The organism is Aquidulcibacter sp. (genome assembly GCF_044346625.1).
In the GTDB taxonomy this organism is placed as follows: domain Bacteria; phylum Pseudomonadota; class Alphaproteobacteria; order Caulobacterales; family Aquidulcibacteraceae; genus Aquidulcibacter.
Genome location: NZ_JBIIYV010000022.1, coordinates 1 through 20756, shown reverse-complemented (window position 1 = coordinate 20756; position 20756 = coordinate 1). Strand labels below are relative to the sequence as shown.

Here is a 20756-nt window from a genome sequence, read left to right as displayed (position 1 = left end):
AAAGACGTGACCTGGTCGAGGGCCGCCCAGGTAGAAGCGTGCTCACTGCTTGGGTGCCCCGCTTGGTGGGTTGGAGGCAGCTGGCGGCGCTGCAGGGGCCGCTTGAGCGGCGGGCTCGCTGGCGCTGGAAGCTGGAGCGGTTGCTGACCCGGCAACAGGAACAGAGCGACTTTCAGCTGCAAGGCGCGCTGCATCCGCCTGGCGGGCCTGTTCACGGGCGACGTCGCGCTCTTTCGCGAGGCGGGCGGCAGTGGCCCGTGCGGCTTCGATCTCACTGCTGCGCAACGCTTGCGCGGCGCGGATGGCTTCGGGTGTCGCCGCGGTTGGTACACCTGCCGCGTCTGCCGCCAAGGGCAAAACGCCGCCTTGGACCGGTGATGTCACTGCCCCTTCGGTAGGAGGTGGCGCAAGGGACGGGGCGGTTACCGGGTCCAAGGGTGGTGGGAAGTTGGACGGCGGAACGAGCCTTACAAAATCAATTGGCGAGGCCGTGGAAGCCAAACGAACACGCCATTGCTTGTCGGGCGCTAAGCCAGCTTGTCCAACGGCGATGCCGCGCGGAAAAATGCCATCATCGCCCGAAGTCATGACGCGCTCGCCGTCGCGCATCAAAGTCGGTGTATTCAAATGGGCAAGCCTTGGCGCTGACGTCTTATCCCCGATCGCAATAGCACGGGCCCGCGTTGTTTCACCCATGACTGGGACCCGGCTGTCCCCATCGGCCAAGAATAAAACGCGCGAAGTATCGCTGCCAACGGCGATCACACGACCAACCAGACCATTCTGGTTCAGCACGATCCAATTCACTTTAACGCCCGCTGTCGCCCCTAAATTGACGATGCCAGACTTGGCAAAAGGCCCGCTACTCTCGCTGATTAATCGCCCGGTTAGGCCTTGAGGCAATTGCTCAGCCTTGACGCCATGTAGCTTTTCATAGGCGTCCAGACGTTCGGCCATGGCTTTGGCTTGGTCGCGCCATTGCAGGAGAGCCAGATTTTCTTCTTTCAGTTTCTGATTAAGGCCAGCGCCGCCAAAGAAGGAACCAGTCGAGGAAACGAGGCCCTCGCCCCAACGCACTGGTGCCATCAACACGCCGCCAATCGCGCCTGAAACATCAGAAGCAATTCCCGCAACAGAGCCGCTACGCTGGTCTGTCACCAAAATGGTGACCCCTGCCGTGATCAGCGCCGTCAGCACCGCGACTCCAACGAGTGGCCCTGCCCCCCCTGTTCGCCGATTGCCTCTGCGCGCCATATCCCTACTCCTTCACCTCATATATCCGAACAAATCGAGGCATTTATCCGGCCTAGACCTTGGATAAAACACCCTTCCATTGCTCGAAATTATCGACGCATTTGCCAGTGCCTAGCACCACACACGACAAGGCATCATCAGCCACGGAGACTGGCAGGCCCGTACGCTCACGCAGAACCACGTCCAAGTTCCGAAGAAGCGCGCCACCGCCGGTCAGCATAATCCCTTTTTCGACGATATCGGCGGCAAGTTCAGGTGGCGTGGTTTCCAAGGCAACCCGGACCGCTTCAATGATTTCATCAACGGGATCTGACAAGGCTTCTGCGATCAATTGCTCAGAGATTTGGATTTCCCGCGGGACCCCATTGAGCAAATCGCGGCCCTTTACAGACAAGGATAAGCCATAGCCGTCCGCCGGCGGCAATGCGGTACCAATTTCCTTCTTGATCCGCTCTGCTGTGGTTTCACCAATCAGCATGTTTTCTGTGCGGCGCAGGAAATTGATGATGCTTTCGTCCATCTTATCGCCACCCACGCGGACAGAGCGCGCATAGACGATACCTTCCAGCGATAGAACAGCCACTTCGGTGGTGCCGCCACCAATATCGACCACCATCGAGCCAGAAGGTTGATCAATGGCTAAGCCTGCGCCAATTGCTGCGGCCATGGGCTCTTCAATCAAATAGGCGTCTGACGCGCCGGCATTCAAGGCAGCGTCCTGGATTGCGCGCCGTTCAACAGGGGTGGCCCCCGATGGCACGCAGATGATGATGCGGGGTCTGCCACGCAAGAAGCCCTTGTTGGAGTTCACCCGACGGATGAAGTGCTTGATCATTTCTTCAGCGACTTCAAAGTCTGCGATCACGCCATCGCGCATGGGCCGAACGGCCTGAATTTCGCCCGGTGTGCGCCCCAGCATCAACTTAGCTTGATGGCCAACCGCTTGGACTTCCTTGCGACCGCCGCGCTGGCGATAGGCAACCACGGAGGGTTCATTCAGGACCACGCCTTGGCCTTTCACATAGACAAGGGTGTTAGCTGTACCAAGGTCGATTGCCATGTCGCTGGAAAACCAGTTGAAGAGGCGTCCGAACATTTTTCTCTCGCGATTCTAAGTCTGTTCTATGCGATGATTCGCAATTCTTGAATCTGGGTCGTGCCGCTTCATGACGGCCAAATCAAGGCCGTTAAGCCCCGAAGACCTGCGAATTTTGTCGATTCACGGCAGTTCTGAGCAGTTAGGGGCCACACAAACGTGTGGCCCCGATTGATTAGCAGATTAGCGCAAGCAAACAGAATGCAATCCAGTCTGTACTCGGTCGTGCAAGCTTCGCGCTACAGGCGAACTTAACTAACCAACCGCGTGTATAGACACGCCTGGCGGGAAAGGCGTATCGGCTGGCACGAAGAAGTCCGGCATCAGATCTTTACTGGGATCAACCCGGTAGTGATCAAATGACGTCACCCCAGACTCGGCCAAAACCACGTCATCAATGAAGAAATTGCCGGTGCAAGTTTTGGCGTCGCGGGTCAGGATCACATGGGCGGCATCAGCCATAATGTCGACTGTGCGGCAGTGGCGCAGCCCCTCATCCCCAGCTAGGGCAAACTGGATCGCAGCGGTTGCAATGCCAGTGCGCGGCCAGAGGCAATTAAAGCCAATGCCGTCGTGCTTGAATTCTTCAGCCATACCAAGTGCACACATGCTCATCGTATACTTCGCCATCGTATAGGCGACGTGATTGCCAAACCAATTCGGGCTCATATCCAAAGGCGGAGACAGGTTTAACACATGGGGATTTGCCGCCTTCTTGAGGAAAGGAATGCAAGCGCGGCTGACCAAATAAGTACCCCGTCCATTGACCTGATGCATCAGGTCATAGCGCTTCATTTCGGTCTGCAAGGTGCCGGTCAATTGGATCGCGCTGGCATTATTGATGCAGATATCAATGCCGCCGAACCGGGCCACGGCCTGTTCCACGGCAGCTTGAACCGAGGCTTCCTCCCGCACATCGACCATAAGGGGCAAGGCTTGACCGCCTGCGGCTTCAATTTCAGCTGCGGCAGAATGAATAGTACCGGGCAAATGCTTGTGCGGCTCAGACGTTTTGGCCGCGATGACGACATTGGCCCCGTCGCGTGCAGCCCGCAGGCCAATGGCAAGGCCAATCCCGCGCGACGCCCCCGTTATAAAAAGGGTCTTATTTTTTAGACTGCTCATACTGGCCTCTCCCATAACTTTGATCTGCCAACTGACTTAGCGTCTTGTTGGGGCAGAGCAAGAAGAAAGGCGCAAGTTGGCTAGGCCTAACTATTTGATCGCATCGCGCACGCAGCCAGAGGATTCTTGGAAGCTGTGGCGCGACAAGCAAAACAAATGCTCATAGGGATAGCGGCTGGCCGCCAAGCATTGGCGCACATTCAATTGCACCCGGTTCATGCACATCTTGCCGCTGGTCCGGGAGATAAGCTTCGTCGACGCCACATCGTCACCCAGCACATGATACGCCGCTGCAACTAAAAACCTTTTGTCCAAAGGCACCTCTGCGCGCGTATTGCGCATATCTGACGCGCCAAGCGGGCTAAGCTCAACGGCACTGGTTGAAGCCGCACGATGCGCTGTCAACACGAGTTGGGCGTCCATTTCGCGTTGTGCCCAAGCTTCTTTTTGCACGCTATAGGCCGCTTCGCCCAGTAAGGCGCTGGCCTTATCCATTTTTACCAAGCTATCGGCCATGACGCCGCTGGCAATGGTGGCCGCCTCTTGCGAGGAGGCGACGAGTCCTAAGAAAGCCTCAGGGTCAGTTTTCAGGCGATCCATAACCGCATCGCGTCCCAGCAGATTGACGGCTGTCTGCAAACTTGAAGCAAATGGGGCGTGGGCAGAAGCCGACAACACCGCATAGGAGGCCGCACCTTCGGAAATGCCAGCTGATGACAGGCGCGCAGTCGACAAAAGCGCACCCTGCACGGCCTCTGGCGTCAGGGTCCGCAACGTCGTTAGCCGATCTGCCTCGCCTACCAGCGCGTTGAAGCGCGCAGCCGTGGCGGCCATATCAAAAGCGGGTAGCTCAGCAGGGGGCAATGGTGCGGCAATGGCTTCGACGGGCAAGGTGGTTTGCGGAAGTTCAGAAGTAGCGGGAGCAGGTGCAGACGGAGACTCTGGCGCAGGCGCACCGGCTGGCGGTTCAGTGGCGGCAGGGCCAGGCACTTGGGTTGCACTGGCATCCTGAGACGCAATTCCAGACGCTTGCACCGCTAAAACGGGCACAAAAACAGAGATGGCCAGCGCCGAAATACCAATGATCCGCTTCACTTTGTTCACCTCAAGCTCCACCCAGTTCTTATTCTAACAGTCAAACCTTCACCCAAATCAAATCTGACACCTCAATTTGAACTTTGTTTCGCAACGCTAGTCCCGCATTCCATTAACCTTGATGGGCGTCAAGGCAAAGCTTAAAAAAACTGGGCGGTGAATGTAGGTGGTGCGGCATCCGAGGGCGGACTTAACGGCAGAAATGCGCTTCGCGTCGTAGGGTACATTCCAACCATGGAATGCGCTATGATCAAGAGAGTCCTGAGCTCGTTTATCTTGGGCCTTAGCTCAATCACTTAGAACAGCTTCAGGCCGCACTCCACTTGCCTCCAACCCGTCCCCAAACCGCCCACCCTTGGCCCAAAGCAGCCATAGCCCCCCAACAAGCCCCCGGACTCAAAAAGCACCTCAGCGCTCCCTTCCCCCATCTGCACGCCGGGGGTGCCCATGGTGGTGCTGTTTTGCTATGGCCTTGCAATGACTGCCAAGATTTGCGCCCTCTATAAGTTTGCCTATTGCCCGGACTTTGAAGTCCTGCGCTTGGATCTGTTGGCGACGACGAAGCAATTGGGGATTATGGGCACGCTTTTGATTGCGCCTGAAGGCATCAATGGCACGATCGCGGGCCCGCCTGAAGGGATTGATCAATTCGTGACCTATCTGGAGAATGACCCGATGTTTTCTGGTCGTTTCAAGGACGCCGAAATCAAATATGCGCAAGAGGACAAAAATCCGTTTGTGCGCATGAAAGTGCGATTGAAGCGGGAAATCGTCACCCTGCGTGCGCCAAAGGCAGACCCCCGCCAAGTCGTGGGTACCTATATCGCGCCTTCAGACTGGAATGCCTTTATCGCGGACCCTGAGATTGTCCTGGTTGATACGCGCAATGCCTATGAGACCGAAGAAGGCATATTCAAAGGTGCCATCGACCCCAAAATTCGCACCTTCACCGCGTTCAAGAAATGGGCCGAAGACAATCTCGACCCGGCGCGCGACAAAAAGGTCGCCATGTATTGCACCGGCGGTATCCGCTGCGAAAAGGCTTCCGCCTACCTGCTCGCAGAGGGCTTCGAGAGCGTCTATCACCTCAAAGGCGGCATCTTGGCCTATATGGAGCAAGTGCCCAAGGAAGAGAGCCTGTTTGAAGGCGGCTGCTTTGTGTTTGACTCCCGCGGGGTCGTCGGGGCGGAGTGAGAGCGACGTGTCACCCGGCTGGATTAAAGCGGCTTTCGCCGTTGAGCCAAGTTGAATGAACGCCTATCTTTCGCAGCGTATCAGGCGCTACCTGCAACGGGTCACGTTCCAACACCACCAGATCAGCAGCCTTACCAACCTCCAGGCTCCCGCACGTTTGATCGAGGTGGCACTGCCAAGCGGCATCAATCGTCATGGCCCGAATAGCTTGAAGTGGCGTGATGCACTCATCGGGATTTAAGATGCCGCCGCCTTCATTCATGTCCCTTATGACTGCATTTTCAATGCATCGAAGCGGATCGATCGGCGTGACATTGTAATCTGAATGCAAGGATATCCGCAGGCCGCCGGCAAGGGCTGATCGGCAGGGATCAAGTCTGTTGGCGCGATCTGGCCCTAATAAGCGATCGCGGAACGCCCGACCCCAATAATGCACATGGCCGATCAGGAATGAAGGCGAGATGCCCAAGGCCTTCATTCGGGCGATCTGATCGTCATGAAGAATGCTACAATGCTCAATCCGATGGCGAAGCTTATGGCCACCTTCGCCGCTGGTTCCCCGCTCATAAGCATCAAGCACCACATCAATCGCGGCATCTCCATTGGCGTGAATGCCAATTGGCCAGCCATCAGAATGGAGGGTTCGTACCAGTGTCTCAATCTCTTGTGGCGAATAGTTCAACGCGCCACGATTGGTAGAATTCAAATAGGGAGCGCGCTGATAACCGGTCAGGCCTTGATTGGAACCGTCCGACCAAGCCTTGATGCCGCTAAAGGAAAAATTGGGTGAATGCAGACCGGGCTTCAATCCCATTTCTTTCCATTTTTCGTAATGGGTGGAAACAAGAAGCCCAGCATAGCGCACGGGTGCTTCATCTTTCAGCGCCGCTTGAATTAGGGCAATGTCGGCTTCGGCAAATAATCCACCAATTCCGCAATCATGCAGGGAGGTGCAGCCTTTAGCTGCTGCGTCATCAAGATCTGCACGCAAGAAACCGACCAATTCGGGGCCAGTTGGCGAGGACATGACACGAATAAAGGGTTGAAATGCCGGGGGTTCTTCCAAACGACCAGTTAAATTGCCATCTGGGCCCCGAACAAAACGTCCCTGCGGTGGATCGGGGGTATCCTTCTTCACCCCCGCCAGAGCAAAGGCGCGGGTATTGGCATAGGCATTATGTCCATTGGACTCCAAGATAAAGACCGGCACATCTGGGGAAAGCGTGTCGAGGTCCTGTTGCGTCAATGGTGGACCCGGCATAATCGACGGGTCTAGCATTTTCCCTTGAATCCATCCCCCCGGGGATGTCTTGGCAACAGCATCGCGAATTTTTTGACGCGCGTCATCCATCGTCGCCGTTGTAAAGGGGCCGATATCCAACCAAGGGCGCAATCCGGCGAAATTGGAGTGCATGTGTGGATCAACAAAGCCGGGCAGCACGGTATAATCGCCAAAATCGACCACCTGCGTGCGGGGCCCCTTCAGCCCTAAAATCCTGTCGCGTCGACCCCGAGCTAGGATCACGCCGTCGCGCACGGCGACAGCTTCGCCGATCGAGTTGCGGGCGTCCATGGTATGGATGCGCTTGGCAAGAAAAATCTTATCGGCGAAGCTTTTCCCATCCGCTGCAGCGAAAGCCGCGCCGGGCGTTGCAACGGCCGTGGCTACAAACCCGCCGCCCATACCGCGCAGAAAATCGCGTCGTCCATGTAACGTCCGCATGACCGACATGAATTTTTCATCGCACGCATTACACATAAGAACCTCATTTCTTGGCTATTCATAAAGATCAGAAGCGACCCGTGAGTTTTACATCAACTCTCTCATGCTCCAAGTCCCCGAGACTTGGCGGGCATCTACTCAATCGCAGTCTCTCATCCCCCCAAGCAACCTAGCATCAGATGGCTGGTGAAATCGGTTATTCAGACGGGTCGAAAGGACCTTAACGGGCATATAAATCGACGCGAGCCGTTCGCCAGTTTGTTATGTTATCCGCCTGCCGGAAGAACAGATACACATAGCGGATGTCCAGTCTTTTGCCGCCTCGCAGATAATACTCCCGCGTACACTGGCCCCTTTTGACCCGCGACTGAACTCGGATGTCTTGCTTTCCGCCGGCCTCGAACTGGACCTGTGCGTCATAAAATGCCACATCTGCCACTCTCACACATAGTTTGATGCGGGAGTAACGATAGCGTCCATACGCCTGAATAATATCCTTATCAGCGCCCTTGCCCGCTTCAGCGAAGCCAAGCCGGACCCAACCTTGGATGACGGACCGTTGATAATAATTGCCGGGGTTCCAGCCTTCCCCAGTCGCCCCGTTCCAAGCACCACCTGCGTTATGATCGGGACGAGAGTTGCTGGTGCCGGGATTATAGCCGCTGCCGCCGCTATTGCCGCCCGGATTATAGCCACTGCCGCCGCTGCCGCTATTGCCGCCGGGGTTATAGCCACTGCCGCCGCTATTGCCGCCGGGGTTATAGCCACCGCTGCCGCTACCGCTATTGCCGCCAGGGTTGTAGCCACCGCCACTGCCGCTATTGCCGCCGGGATTATAGCCACTGCCGCCGCCGCTATTGCCGCCGGGATTATAGCCACCGCCACTGCCGCTTGCCGTTGAGGGTCGTGAAGCTGGTGTTCCTGCTGGCGCTCTAGCTGTCGCGGCAGGAGGAGCGGCGGGAGCAGTCGCGGCAGGTTTTTCCGCTGGTGGCCGTGACGTGGATTGTGCGATTGCAGCTCCACTACCTAAAGCTGCCAAACATAGGCACAATCCGGCAGAAAATGGGCGCGACATCAGACGCCCAACTACATCACGAACCATAGCTATTCTTCCTCCACACACAATCTCGCTGCGTCGAAAACTAACCAGCGGGTCAGTTGTGTCAAGAACATTCTGACATGGCGCACGCCAGAATCTGCTTGCTTTCTCGCCCACTTCTTACAGCCGCGAGCTAGCTTGAAACGCAATGATTTGGTTTAAGTAACTGTTTAAAATAATAAAAAATCCAGATAATTGCGCTTGTTCTCTAGGTCGCTAAATTGCTGCCTTCAACGAGTGAGGCCCATCCAGAGCGAAAAAGCGCTCGCCCCTTCCAGGATCGACAACAAAGAGGTTAAACATGAAGCCAAAGCCTAAAAGACCAACCGACTGGCGAAAGCGATTTGACGCAGCCAAGCCACCTAAAACCGTCGTGCTACACACTGATTTTGCGGGCATCAAAACCGGAACGACTATGCATATCGGGTCGCCAGGCACCATCGCAAACTATATCTCGCGCATCCCGGCTGGCGAGGTTCGCAGCATCGAGCGGATGCGGAATGAGTTGGCCCGCAAGAATGATGCGCAAGCCACTTGTCCTGTCACAACCGCAATTTTCCTCAAAGTGGTTGCTGAAGTCGCGCTCACCGATTTGGCCGAAGGCAAGGCGTCCACAGAGATTGTGCCGTTTTGGCGGGTTATAGAACCTGATAGCAAGATCGCGAAAAAACTTAGCTGCGACAGCCAACTCATTGAGCATTATCGATTATTAGAGCAGGCTGATCGTAGCTGAAGAAACGCTTGGAAACAGGGAGCTGGCGGAGGAGGAGGGATTCGAACCCTCGATAGGCTTGCACCTATAACGGTTTTCGAGACCGCCGCATTCGACCACTCTGCCACCCCTCCGGTGCGCCTTGCAGATCGCGCTGCAAGTTGGTCAAGGGCGCGGTTTTTAAGCACCAAACGCGGCTCTGGCAAGACGTGGTTTGCAGGCGGCCCTGCTGGTCTTATGTCGCCCAAGCATAAGATGCGTGAGTTGACTGGCACGAAAGACACAAATCTGTGTAAACGACAGGCCATGCGTGAGCCTGATACCATCCCTTTAGATAAGAAAGACAACCGCCCCGTTGCGGCGTTTGATGTGGATGGCACGCTGACGTGGGCAGATTCCTTTGTCTTGTTTTTGCGCTTTGTTGCTGGCCGCTTCGGCTTTGTAGTGAAGATGGTGCAGCTGATCCCTATCTTTTTGGCCTATCGACTGGGTGGGGTGCCCCGCAGTGCAGTGAAGGAAAAGACGCTTCAAGTCTTTCTCGCGGGGATGAGCGCTGAGGATTATCTGGCGCGGTGCCGGGCCTTTGCGCAGGCGATTTATCCCATCATCGCGCGGCCCGACGCACTGGCCCGATTGCGGGCGCATTTGGGGGTGCGCGATCAGGTGGCTTTAGTCTCAGCTTCGTTGCGCGACTATTTAGCGGTGTGGGCAGAGGAGCTTGGCGTGGATCATGTGTTGGCGAGCGAAGTTGAAATCGTCAATGGGAAACTGACCGGACGCTTATTGGGCGACAATTGCTGGGGACCTAGCAAACTTGCCGCCATTCAAGCAAACTTCGGTGCCGCCCCTTTGGTTGCCGCTTATGGCGACACTCGCGGCGATAAAGAGATGCTGGCTGCAGCGCAAAATCCGGGATTTCGCATCTTTGAAGAAGCCCCGCGAAACCGCTTCTTTCACTTGTTTTCGCTTTATGCTGGCAAACATATGGAACGTAGGCTGACGAATCGGCTTTAGTACGCTTGAGTAGCAGTTGGGTAACTCGTGAGCATGGCGCAGTTTCGGAGAGAGAACGCATGGAAGGTCATGAAGTCTCAGTCTGGTGTGTGTCAGACGGGCGGGCCGGAATTGAACGCCAGACCTTGGCCATTGCCCACGCTTTGAGTGAGCGCGTTCCCACCCGAATTAAAGTGCTCCGGCTACAGCCTACTGGGTTTCAACTGTATTTGCCACCCAACCTCTGGCTGATGCCCAAATTCGCCCTCCCCCTCGAACAAGCCCAACGTTTAAAAGCCCCATGGCCGGACGTGTGGATTGCCAATGGTCGGCGGTCGATTCCTTATTCTTTGCGGATGAAGAAATGGAGTTTAGGTCAGACGCTTGTGGTGCAAGTGCAAAACCCACGCTTGAACCCAAAGCACTTTGATCTGGTCGCCCCACCCCAGCATGATGGGGTGCGTGGCGAAAATGTTATCACCACCATGGGCGCGCCGGTGTGGTATACGCAGAAACAGATAGAATCCAACCTCGCCCAAGTTCCAGAGTGTCGCCATCCCAGCAAGAAGAAGGTGATGGTAATATTGGGCGGCACATCCAAGCGCCACCAACTCAGCCTCGCGCGCGCCCACGCCATCGTCGCAGAACTGCAAAGGCTGGCGCATCAAGATGTTCATCTGATGATTACGACGTCGCGGCGGACACCTAGATCTGCTGAGGACTTGTTCCGCGCCTTTGCCTTCACGTCCGGCGCAGACTTCTTTGCCAATGAGAAGCGAGATGGCCCAAATCCTTATCTCGCTTGGCTGGCGCAAGCCGATGCGGCTTTGGTGACGGAAGACTCGACCAATATGATGACCGATGTCGCGTTTTTTGGCATCCCAATGCACCTCATCAAATTAGACGGCGGCGATGCCAAATTCGACCGCCTACACGCAGCATTTATCGAACGCGGCGCGGCGCGCTGGTTTAACGGCAACCTTACCCATTGGACTTACGAACCCATCCGCGATGCCATGGCGATTGCTGAAGGTATCCAAGCAAACCTCAACCTGATCACACGCTAAAATCTGCACGTGCTTACCAGCGCAGCAATCGTGCGCCGACCATCGCCCCAATGGCAGCGGCAAGGCCAATGCCGACAACATACCAGATCGTGACAAAGGTAACGGAGTCGACAGAGCAGAACATGGCATAGACCATGGCCCCTACCCCGCCCGAAAGTGCGCCAATGGCTGCGCCAGCTAATGCCAAGCGCGTTGGGGCAGCCTCTCGCATCGCCCAGACCAGCAGCAAGGCTGTTGGTAAGCCGCAGAGGGGGATTAAGATGATGCACCATGGAAAGCCGCCACCCGTAAAAGCGGCAAACCGGTGCCCCGGTTCTGTGGCCATTAAGGTAATCACACCAATTGCGATCGCAGAAAGGATCACTAAACCCAGTGGCGTCGCGAGACGTCGTATGGTCCCGGTATCCCCGCCAATCGGCTTTGCAAGGCGCAATGCAAGCCCACCGGCAAAGGTTGCAATCAAGGCTGAGAAGCCAGCCTTCATGGCCACCATCGGCGCAGCCACGCCGATATCAGGGCGAAAGCCCATCACTATCCGGGTCAGTGTCAGACCCAAAACAAGGCCAACAATCAAGGCCAAGGCCAAGCGCCGATAGAGGCGGTCGGGTGTTGCCGTCTCAGGGGTTCGAGCCAGCGCTTCGATCAAGTCTTCGGTTTTCATGAAATGTCTCCTGTCGCTGACGTGCCGACCAGACGCATGAGCGTCTTGAGGCCGCGATGGATAGATATTTTTATGTCAGAGGCGCTCCAGCCGGTCTGGGCAGAGGCTTCAGCGATGCTCAATTCCTTCAGTTTCACCAACTCAATCGAGGTTCGCTGTTTGGGTGGGAGGTCCCCCAGTAAGCGGGCAATATCGCGACTTGGGTCGCCCGCCTCGGTTTCTTCCGCCGACAATGCATGTTCAAAATCTTCAATCGGAAGATCAAGTCCGCGCTTGCCGGTCCGCCGCCACCGATCAATCATCCGATAGCGCGCGATGGCATATGTCCAAGCCAAGAGTTTTTGGTCGGGATCAAACATCGCCCGCTTGGTATAGATGGCGATCAAAGTTTCCTGTACCAAGTCTTCCGCGTCTTCAGGCCGTGCGCCTTTACCCCGGAAAAAAGCCCGCAGGCGGGGTGCCAAGCCATCGAGCAAGCGGCGCGTAGCAACTGGGTCGCCAGCTTGCGCACCAAGCATCCACGCGTGCAATTGGGTTTCGTCTGGTGTCAAAATGGCCCCTCCAGAAAGCGCTACGCGACCACCTATAGGATGGTTACACCCAAGGCAGGGCAGAGCCTTACACGATTGCAGAAGCGAGGCTTGCGCTTTTTCAGATTTCGGCCACCTTGCTTCTATGAGCTTGATGATCCGCCGCGCCGAACAAAGTGATGCCCCTTCGATTGCTGAATTGCAACAAACGACTTGGCGCGAGACCTATGCCGGCCTATTGCCGACCCCCGTGTTAGACGGCTTGGCGCTGCCGCGTCTTTATCGGACTTGGCGGGCAGAATTAATCCGCCAAGATGGAGATTTAGATCACGGAATTTTCGTGGCTGAAACCGAAGACGGCAAGGCTCTGGGCTATGCAACTTGTGGCGCAGCAACTGGTCAGGCCACGGATATTCTCGGCGATGGCGAAATTCACCAGATTTATGTGAAAGCTTCCCATCAGGGTCGCGGGCTGGGTCGGGCGCTCATGTTGGCTTGTTCGCGCTGGCTATTGATGCGCGGTCTGTTTAGCGGTGGTCTTTGGGTCGTGAAGGGCAATGATAAGGCCCGCGCCTTCTATGAATCAATCGGCGGCGAAATGGCCGGTGACAAGCGCGATTCCATGCAGGGCTGGCAAATCCCAGTTGTAGGATACACGTGGTCAGACCTCTATGAATTGGCAGGCCTTGAATCTGAAGTGCCTAGCTGGCTTTAAGTTCGGACGAAATCCGAGATTAAATCCATTTGCCCAGTTAAATCCATTTGCCCAGTCGCGCGATCGAGAAAATAACGGCCGAAGACGCAGCCATCAAGGCTGCGGCCCAGAATGGCCCCATGGGGTCTTCAAAGACAGTCATGTGCTGAAAATTCATGCCAAAGGCCGACGCCAATAAAGTAGGCGGTGCAAACAGCAAGGTCACAACCGCCATCGCCTTCAAGGTCTCATTCTGGCGCGCACCGACTAGCCCTAACGTCGCATCTAAGAAAAAGGTGAGGTCATTGGTCAGGGCTTCGGCCTGACGCTGCAGCGTTTCAATATCGGTTGCCAAAAGGTTCAAACGTTCTTTGGAAACTGACCAAGCCGACCCATGGGCCAAAACAAAACGCGACAAGCGGGATAAACTCGACAAGGAATCCCGCGACTGGCTGGCCCCTGCCCCCAATTGACCCAAGCGCTTTAAAATCGTTTCCAAGCGGATGGTCCGACGACTAACCAAGACCCGCAGGTTCAAGTCTTCCAATTCTTGCGCACTCGCACTTAGAAAATCGGCAACGCGCTCAACCAAGCTCTCAATCAGGGCCAACAGCACGTCTGGCCCCGTTTCAACCTCAGCCAGATCAGCCGAGGCGCGCCCTTCATTGGCCTCAAAAGCGCGCAGTGGGCAAGTGCGGACAGTGATCAAAGCGGTCTTGGTCAAAAAGAAGCTGACGATTTCACGCTTATGGGCAATATGGGGAAGCTTCGTCTGGGTTTCGGCCTCTGCTTCAGGTTTCGCGCGCGCCACGACAGTCGCATGTAGGACCATCACGTCATTCTCGAGATAGAAGCGGGCCGACTCCTCTAAGGCCGCACGCTCCGCCTCTGAGGGGGCATCTATCCCAAAAGTTTCCTCGACCAATTGCTCCTCGCCGCGCGATGGAGTCAACAAATCGATCCAAATCACGTCAGGGGCTGCAAGGTCTGCGGTTGTGGGTTCGTTGAGTACCACAGGCCCCTTGGCCTGGCGGGATAAAATGCTGAGTGTCATGACAACCTGCTCTAGACCAATTTGCAGCAATGCCAAATTCTAAGACTAGCCTTACTTCAAAGGTAGGCCAAAAGGCACAGCAATTTAGGCAACGTCGCGCACGCGGGTACGCTTGGCCACCGCACGCTCTAGAGAATCCACCACTTGGTTTGAGAGATTGAGGTCTTTGCCTGCCAAATCCAACAATTGCTTCACAGCATAACCATGCATCTCAACCATATCGGCCTCAAGCTTGCCTTGCGCAGTCGCGAGAGCGGCATATTTCAGCAAGGACATGGCTGCGCGTTCCAGCAGTCCATCGCGGATTTTCTGGGCACGGGCTGCGGTGATTTCACCAATCCGGGTGATGGCCGCGGTCGAGGTTTCTTCAAGTTCATCATAGCCAGCAATATCGATCAAGATCTGCGCATCGCCCTGCATCAAGTTACGCTCAACGTCGAACTCGTTCATGATGGCCATTCGATCGGCCTCGCGCCGCTTTAGGCCAGACAGAATGGGGTCGACCTTACGGCGGCGGCACGGGCCAATATAAGTGTCCGACACAATGAAGGGACGCTGCATATTGACCGCAGAATCAATACGTTCTGCGACAGCTAACGTAGTGAAAGGCTTGGCCAAAAACTCGTCCACGCCCGCATCACGCGCCGCCATAAGACATTTCTTGGTGCCAAAGCTGGTGACCATAATGATCGGGATAGACGGATTGAAGCGCGGGTTCTTTGACCGGATTTCTTGGCGAATACGTTGCGCCAGACCAATCCCCGAAAGGCCCGGCATATTGAAGTCGGTGATTACCAGATCAATCGGCTCTGCCTGCAGGGTCGACAAGGCGCGATCCGAGCGATCCGCCGTCGACAAGCGAAACATGCCTAAGCCATTAAGAATACTTGTGAAAATAGTCCGAATATGCGTGTGGTCGTCCACCAGCAGGATGCGCTTATTCGCGAAATCCTGCACTTTTGTTTCAGTCATTTTTCTGACAGACGACATCACACACCCAAATAACTTTGGTTGAGGATCTAGTGGCTATTCCATGAATTAAGGTTTAACCGCATGACGAAAACGTGTGTTTCTAGTCAATTGGACGCGGGATTTCACACCTAAAAACCAATTCATTTAAGGGGTCATGCCAGCCTTCAAGGCAAACCCATAGGCGGCCAATGCCAAGGGCTTCACGCGATCGGCATTATCTTGAGCGTGGGCACTTGCCGCAGTGCCATCTCGGACACGACCTACAATCCCTTGTATAATCCCAGCTAAACGGAACATATTATAGGCAAAGTACCAATCGATATTCTCAATGCTTTTGCGACCAGTCCCTTGGCAATAAAGCTCAATATAGCGCTCCATCGATGGAATACCCAAGGCTTCCAGATCAAGCCCGGCAAGACCTGAGCGCTGGCCAGAGGGCATAACCCAATTCATCAAATGGTAGGTAAAGTCGCCCAATGGATCACCCAGCGTCGAAAGCTCCCAATCCAGCACCGCCAAAACACGCGATTCTGTCGGATGCAGGATCATATTATCGAGACGGAAATCGCCATGCACAATACTGGTGGTCTCGCCTTCTGGCACACTGGTCGGCAGCCATTCGATCAAGCGATCCATTTCAGGGATTTTGGTGGTTTCTGAGAGCTGATACTGCTTGGTCCAACGGCTGATCTGGCGGGAAAAGTAAGAGCCTGCTTTCCCAAAATCTTCCAGCCCAACCGCCTGATAATCGGTGGCATGTAGGGCTGCTAAGGTCGCGATCTTGGCCTCATAAATTGCCGTACGCTGGGCCGGCGTGCTGTCAGGCAAAGAGCCATCCCACAAAATCCGACCGTCAACAGAGTCCATGATGTAAAAGATGGTGCCAATCACACTTTCGTCCATGCACAGCCCAAAGGGTTTGGCGACGGGAAAGCCAGTTGGATAAAGGGCTGAAATCACCGCGAACTCACGGTCAACAGCATGGGCCGAGGGAAGAAGCTTCCCCGGTGGCTTACGACGAAGCACGTAGTTCTGGGTCGGCGTAATGATCTGATATGTGGGGTTCGACTGGCCGCCCTTGAACTGGCGGATTTCCATCGGCCCTCCAAAGCCTTCGACATTGGCGTCCATCCAAGCATGCAACGCAGGCTCGTCCAGCTGATAGCGTGGGTCCACGGGCTTCGTGCCACTGAAAATATCTGCTTCAGTATCGCTCATGGTGATTGCTCCCTAAATGATCATTATTGTTGTTTCATTATTTTGTTGTGGCGAACTTTAACCTGCTTGCTGCGCAGGGGAAGGCTTTTTTCCAGCCCAGCGACTCCTAGTCCAACATAAAGGCGTCATCCACCGCGGCTTAGTTCGCGCCAGCCGATGTCGCGGCGATGAAATCCCATCGGCCAATCAAGCGCGTCAACAACCTGATAGGCAGTATCTACTGCGGCTTGCAGGTTAGGCCCAAGGCCAATGGCGTTGAGGACGCGGCCACCGGCCGAGCGCAGCTTACCATCTTCATCGCGCCGCGTGCCCGCATGCAGCAACACCCCGCGTTGGATCGCCGATGCGCCGACCTCACCCCGAATTTCAGAGCCTGTGATCGGGTCTTCGGGATAGCCTTGGGCGGCCATCACCACCAAGGCAGCTGTCTGATCCGACAAGCGGAACTGGGGCGCAGCATCCAGCCTACCCTGCGCGCACGCCATGAGGAGCTGAGCTAAATCGCCTTCAAAGCGTGCCATCAATACTTGGCACTCAGGGTCGCCAAATCGGGCATTATACTCGACCAGCTTAGGCCCCGACGGCGTCAACATCAGGCCAGCATAAAGCACACCGCAAAACGGCATGCCCAATTTCTCCATCGCGGCCAATGTGGGCTCGATAAAGCGAGCCATGATATCCTGCACGAATTCTGGCGTTGCATGGTTGGTTGGCGAATAGGCCCCCATGCCGCCCGTATTTGGACCACGTTCGCCATCAAAGGCGCGCTTATGGTCCTGAGCCGAGCCCAGATAGACCGCTCGTTTCCCATCACACAGGGCAAAAAACGACACTTCCTCGCCCGTCATGAATTCTTCAATGACCAAGCGGGCCCCAGCACCGCCGAAACGGCCATCGACCATCTCATGGATCGCGACTTTCGCGGATTGAAGGTCTGGCGCGATCACCACGCCTTTACCCGCTGCCAAGCCGTCCGCTTTGATAACAAAGGGCGCCTTCACCGTCCCCAAGTATGCGATCGCCTGATCCGCAGAAGTGAAGGTGGCAAACCCTGCGGTTGGGATATTCTTGGCCTCGCAGATGGTTTTGGTGAAGGCTTTGGAGCTCTCCAATTGCGCGGCGGCTTTTGTGGGGCCAAAGCAGGCAATAGTCTTCTGCGCCAAGGCATCGGCGAGACCCGCAGCAAGGGCCACTTCAGGTCCGACAACGACCAAATCAATCCGCTGCGCCACAGCTAATTGCACCAGCGCCCCAACGTCGTCGGCGCTTACTGGATTAATCGGGGCAATCGCGGCAATGCCAGGGTTGCCGGGGGCGACCAACAAAAACGTCACCGACGGGCTGTTATTCAAGGCAAGGGCGAGCGCATGTTCCCGTCCACCAGAGCCGACCAGCAATACACGCATTTTTTTCCCCTGCCTGCTGCTAGACTGGGCTAGGCAGTAAGGCCGATGAGGTCAAGATCACGGCCCTTTTCTTGACGGCGCGATTGCAGTTTTGGGGATCATTCACTGCGGCTTTTGCCTTTAATCGGTCCTGTTTTATTCGTAAGGGGCAAGATGAGGCTTTAGCGGCTCGAATTCGCTCATGATGCGTGAACGATTTGGCCCTAAACAATAGTGAGGCAGAACCACCGACCAAGGCGGCCAACGCACTGAATCGATGGGAAGCCAAAACGAGGGAACAGCTTGCGTACCAAGGATCTCGGGCCAATTGTGATTTCAGATTTGGGGCATTCGCGTCCCCAATTCTGGACGATTGCGACCGTTGGTACCGTTCATTTGATCCTGTCAGCCGTGTTGCTGACTTCCACTGGCCCGCTCCTTGAACCCGATTTTCTCGACAATGTTGAGATTGTGACGCTGCCGCAAACTAACAATACGCAGACCGACGCGCCTGTGCCGACAGAGCTCAACCCAGCGCCCATAGTACCTATGGCAGAACCACCTGCAGAGACAATTCCGGCACCACCGCCACAGGTCGAAGCACCAGTACCACCGCCGACCTTCGCACCACCAATCCCCCGGCCGCCTGCCCCGACAAAGCAAGTTGCGCCGGACGTGCCCAAGGCCCCGCCAGTACTGTCTCAAGCCAATAGTCCAAAAGCGGATGTTGCGCCTGCCCCCGTGGAAGAGGCGGCACCCATTCCCTTCAAGCCAATCGCAGCCCCCTTGCCCAAGCCGGTTACGCTGCGACCTGCTTCGCCAATTCTGACTCAACCGACACCAGATGCGCTGCAACTAAAAGGGCAGAGACTGAAGGCCGCCACAGCGCCCGCCGTGCAAGCGACACCGAACCTGCAAGTGCCTGATGCGGTCGAAGACGAAGAGCCCCCACCCTATCAGCCGAGTCCCTTATCGACTTTAGCCCCTGCTGCTGCGCCAAATCTGCGCACCTTGCCCAACCGCCCGATCACCGCGACGCCAACCCAAGCCGCCCCGCTTGCTCTACCCAAATCGCAAGTCGCGCTGCCTAAAGTCCAAGTGCCCCAGATTAAGGCGGCGGACTTGCGGGTTCCCGAAGAACAATCGGTTGCGAATGCGAATGGCGGCAATGCGGCAGCAGCAGGCGGGACAAGCGGCGGCGGCGCGACTTCTCAAGCCAGCGCGCAAGCGGTTGCCGGCAAATCAGGCGGGGTCACGTCGCTTGGCGGATCCCTTGTTGGTGGTGGGGCGTCACCTTCTTCAGGCGGTGGGGGTCAGGCCGGTTCACAGGCAACTGCTGGCTCCAGTGGTGCCCTGCCACGCAGACCCGGTGGCGCAGGCGTTAAAACGGAATTCCCAACTGGGGTCGGTGGGACCCTGCTTTCCAAGATGGCCCGAACCGGGGAATGCGCGCAGATCAATCGCGACCGCGACGGCAAATGCCCCGATTGGGATCCGATTGATGGCAGGTCACCCCGTTTAGCCAAACCTATGCCTGTAGCCGTGCCTAAAGATGCAGCGCCCGGTCGTTATCCCTTGGGCAGTAATCCTCTGCCTCTGTGCAAGCCCGGCACACCGCAAGCCCAATTTGGCTTGTCCTGCCTGCCGCGCGATGATGGACCGGGTATTCCCAAGCAATAATCCAGCGCTTGTTTTTTACGCCGTACCACCGGCATAGTGCCTCATGATGCAAGCTTTTCTGGTTTTTCTAGGCGGTGGTCTGGGCGCTGTAGCGCGCTGGGCCTTTGGTCTAACTGCCGCACGCTGGCTGGGTACTGCTTGGCCTTGGGGCACTCTTGGGGTGAATGTCTTGGGCAGTTTCGTGATGGGTATCGTCATGGCCACTTTGATGCGTGGCGGCGCGATGACTGGCGGGCTAGAGAATTGGCGGCTGTTTCTTGCCACCGGGATTCTGGGCGGATTTACTACCTTTTCTGCCTTCTCGCTCGAAAGTGCACGCATGATTGAGGCGGGCCATTGGGGCCAAGCAGGTCTTTATGGCCTGACCTCTGTTGTGGTCTCGATTGCTGCCCTGTTTGCAGGCATGGCACTTGGGCGGCTTAACGGCTAAGAGAGCGCCATGTCATCTCCCATCACCCTCCCCGTTCGCGAAACCGACGGCGAAGTTCGCCTCGATCGGTTCCTGCGCCGCAAGTTCACTACCCTCACGCAAGGGCGGATCGAACAGATGATCCGCAAAGGCCAGATCAGGATTGATGGTGTGCGCGCCAAAAAGGCGGGCGACCGCCTTAGCCCGGGTGCCGAAGTGAGTGCGCCACAGGAAATCGTCATCCCAGAGAAGAAGGACGACGGGGTCGTCCGCGTCCGCCTAAGCCCCGAGGATGAGCGTTGGCTGCGCGATATGGTCATCCATGAGGATGAAGATGTCATCGTACTGAACAAGCCACCCGGCATTGCCGTGCAGGGCGGTACAGGCATGACCAAGCATCTCGATAAGATGATGGAAATTTTTGCCATGGATGAACATGGCAAACCCAAACTATGCCACCGTTTGGACAAGGATACCTCGGGTGTCTTGATCTTTGGTCGCAATCCAGCCGCCACCGCTAAATTGTCAAAAGCCTTCGCTGGACGCAAAACCACGAAGGTCTATTGGGCTATCTGTTTGGGTACACCCCATCCGCTGTCAGGCGAAGTGCGCGGCTGGATGATTAAGGCCGGCAGTGCCAAGAACCCTGATAATGAGCTGATGCGGCGCGCAGCGCACGGGGAACCCAATGCGGTGTTCGCCATCACCGATTATCACGTCATCTCGAACGCTGGTACCAAGGCATCTTGGGTGGCGCTGAAGCCTATTACCGGACGCACCCACCAATTGCGCTTC

20 protein-coding genes and 1 tRNA gene are annotated in these 20756 nt (G+C 56.2%); 8 read left to right on the top strand and 13 right to left on the bottom strand.

Features of this window, described 5'->3' with window-relative positions; genetic code table 11:
- Nucleotides 1-42 precede the first annotated feature (42 nt).
- From mreC to ACIQ20_RS07595, 4 genes are all read right to left on the bottom strand, one after another.
- Entirely contained in the window at nucleotides 43-1254 is a 1212-nt protein-coding gene (mreC, locus tag ACIQ20_RS07610) for a rod shape-determining protein MreC (RefSeq protein ID WP_395778990.1), read from the bottom strand.
- Nucleotides 1255-1306: 52 nt separating this feature from the next.
- Entirely contained in the window at nucleotides 1307-2350 is a 1044-nt protein-coding gene (locus ACIQ20_RS07605) for a rod shape-determining protein (RefSeq protein ID WP_290805795.1), read from the bottom strand.
- Nucleotides 2351-2605: 255 nt separating this feature from the next.
- A complete protein-coding gene (locus ACIQ20_RS07600) occupies nucleotides 2606-3475 on the bottom strand; it encodes an SDR family oxidoreductase (RefSeq protein ID WP_395778987.1) in 870 nt (289 codons plus the stop codon).
- 90 nt (nucleotides 3476-3565) lie between these two features.
- The gene (locus ACIQ20_RS07595; protein ID WP_395778985.1) at nucleotides 3566-4579 is read right to left on the bottom strand and encodes a hypothetical protein; all 1014 of its coding nucleotides are present in this window, start codon (nucleotides 4577-4579) and stop codon (nucleotides 3566-3568) included.
- Between the two features lie 438 nt (nucleotides 4580-5017).
- On the opposite strand from ACIQ20_RS07595, the gene ACIQ20_RS07590 reads away from it, so the two are divergent.
- On the top strand, nucleotides 5018-5764 hold the full coding sequence (locus ACIQ20_RS07590) for a rhodanese-related sulfurtransferase (RefSeq protein WP_395778983.1): 747 nt from the start codon (nucleotides 5018-5020) through the stop codon (nucleotides 5762-5764).
- 10 nt (nucleotides 5765-5774) lie between these two features.
- Here the strand turns inward: ACIQ20_RS07590 and ACIQ20_RS07585 are convergent, their stop codons facing one another.
- Together ACIQ20_RS07585 and ACIQ20_RS07580 are read right to left on the bottom strand one after the other, a co-directional pair.
- Nucleotides 5775-7496, bottom strand: coding sequence for an amidohydrolase (locus tag ACIQ20_RS07585; RefSeq protein WP_395778981.1), 1722 nt, complete (start codon nucleotides 7494-7496; stop codon nucleotides 5775-5777).
- Between the two features lie 211 nt (nucleotides 7497-7707).
- Nucleotides 7708-8589 carry a hypothetical protein gene (locus ACIQ20_RS07580; RefSeq protein ID WP_395778979.1) on the bottom strand — a complete coding sequence of 294 codons (882 nt, stop codon included), beginning with the start codon at nucleotides 8587-8589 and terminating at the stop codon, nucleotides 7708-7710.
- 298 nt (nucleotides 8590-8887) lie between these two features.
- Between ACIQ20_RS07580 and ACIQ20_RS07575 the strand changes: the two genes are divergently transcribed.
- Nucleotides 8888-9319 (top strand): hypothetical protein, encoded by a 432-nt coding sequence (locus tag ACIQ20_RS07575; RefSeq protein WP_395778977.1) that lies wholly within the window; start codon nucleotides 8888-8890, stop codon nucleotides 9317-9319.
- A gap of 23 nt (nucleotides 9320-9342) precedes the next feature.
- On the opposite strand, the gene ACIQ20_RS07570 is transcribed toward ACIQ20_RS07575, so the two are convergent.
- Nucleotides 9343-9432 (bottom strand) — tRNA-Ser (locus ACIQ20_RS07570).
- A gap of 172 nt (nucleotides 9433-9604) precedes the next feature.
- On the opposite strand from ACIQ20_RS07570, the gene ACIQ20_RS07565 reads away from it, so the two are divergent.
- On the top strand, nucleotides 9605-10312 hold the full coding sequence (locus ACIQ20_RS07565; protein WP_395778975.1) for an HAD-IB family hydrolase: 708 nt from the start codon (nucleotides 9605-9607) through the stop codon (nucleotides 10310-10312).
- 59 nt (nucleotides 10313-10371) lie between these two features.
- Nucleotides 10372-11358: a mitochondrial fission ELM1 family protein gene (locus ACIQ20_RS07560; protein ID WP_395778973.1), complete on the top strand. Its 987-nt coding sequence runs from the start codon at nucleotides 10372-10374 to the stop codon at nucleotides 11356-11358.
- A gap of 13 nt (nucleotides 11359-11371) precedes the next feature.
- On the opposite strand, the gene ACIQ20_RS07555 is transcribed toward ACIQ20_RS07560, so the two are convergent.
- Nucleotides 11372-12019 carry an NrsF family protein gene (locus tag ACIQ20_RS07555; protein WP_395778971.1) on the bottom strand — a complete coding sequence of 216 codons (648 nt, stop codon included), beginning with the start codon at nucleotides 12017-12019 and terminating at the stop codon, nucleotides 11372-11374.
- On the bottom strand, nucleotides 12016-12570 hold the full coding sequence (locus ACIQ20_RS07550; RefSeq protein WP_395778969.1) for a sigma-70 family RNA polymerase sigma factor: 555 nt from the start codon (nucleotides 12568-12570) through the stop codon (nucleotides 12016-12018). Before ACIQ20_RS07550 ends, ACIQ20_RS07555 begins: the two co-directional genes overlap by 4 nt.
- A gap of 124 nt (nucleotides 12571-12694) precedes the next feature.
- On the opposite strand from ACIQ20_RS07550, the gene ACIQ20_RS07545 reads away from it, so the two are divergent.
- Nucleotides 12695-13264, top strand: coding sequence for a GNAT family N-acetyltransferase (locus tag ACIQ20_RS07545; protein ID WP_395778967.1), 570 nt, complete (start codon nucleotides 12695-12697; stop codon nucleotides 13262-13264).
- Nucleotides 13265-13301: 37 nt separating this feature from the next.
- On the opposite strand, the gene ACIQ20_RS07540 is transcribed toward ACIQ20_RS07545, so the two are convergent.
- The 4 genes from ACIQ20_RS07540 to purD all read right to left on the bottom strand — a co-directional run bounded on the left by ACIQ20_RS07540 (nucleotide 13302) and on the right by purD (nucleotide 17893).
- Complete coding sequence (locus ACIQ20_RS07540) at nucleotides 13302-14297, bottom strand: CorA family divalent cation transporter (protein ID WP_395778965.1); 996 nt, start codon at nucleotides 14295-14297, stop codon at nucleotides 13302-13304.
- An 84-nt stretch (nucleotides 14298-14381) separates the two neighbouring features.
- Nucleotides 14382-15269, bottom strand: coding sequence for a response regulator (locus ACIQ20_RS07535; protein WP_395778963.1), 888 nt, complete (start codon nucleotides 15267-15269; stop codon nucleotides 14382-14384).
- 144 nt (nucleotides 15270-15413) lie between these two features.
- Nucleotides 15414-16487 carry a phosphotransferase family protein gene (locus tag ACIQ20_RS07530; RefSeq protein WP_395778961.1) on the bottom strand — a complete coding sequence of 358 codons (1074 nt, stop codon included), beginning with the start codon at nucleotides 16485-16487 and terminating at the stop codon, nucleotides 15414-15416.
- Nucleotides 16488-16612: 125 nt separating this feature from the next.
- Complete coding sequence (purD, locus tag ACIQ20_RS07525; protein WP_395778959.1) at nucleotides 16613-17893, bottom strand: phosphoribosylamine--glycine ligase; 1281 nt, start codon at nucleotides 17891-17893, stop codon at nucleotides 16613-16615.
- Between the two features lie 282 nt (nucleotides 17894-18175).
- On the opposite strand from purD, the gene ACIQ20_RS07520 reads away from it, so the two are divergent.
- From ACIQ20_RS07520 to ACIQ20_RS07510, 3 genes are all read left to right on the top strand, one after another.
- The gene (locus ACIQ20_RS07520; protein WP_395778957.1) at nucleotides 18176-19552 is read left to right on the top strand and encodes a hypothetical protein; all 1377 of its coding nucleotides are present in this window, start codon (nucleotides 18176-18178) and stop codon (nucleotides 19550-19552) included.
- Nucleotides 19553-19595: 43 nt separating this feature from the next.
- Nucleotides 19596-19982 (top strand): fluoride efflux transporter CrcB, encoded by a 387-nt coding sequence (crcB, locus tag ACIQ20_RS07515; RefSeq protein WP_395778955.1) that lies wholly within the window; start codon nucleotides 19596-19598, stop codon nucleotides 19980-19982.
- Nucleotides 19983-19991: 9 nt separating this feature from the next.
- Nucleotides 19992-20756 (top strand): pseudouridine synthase (locus ACIQ20_RS07510; protein ID WP_395778953.1); only part of this gene is annotated, 765 nt, incomplete at its 3' end.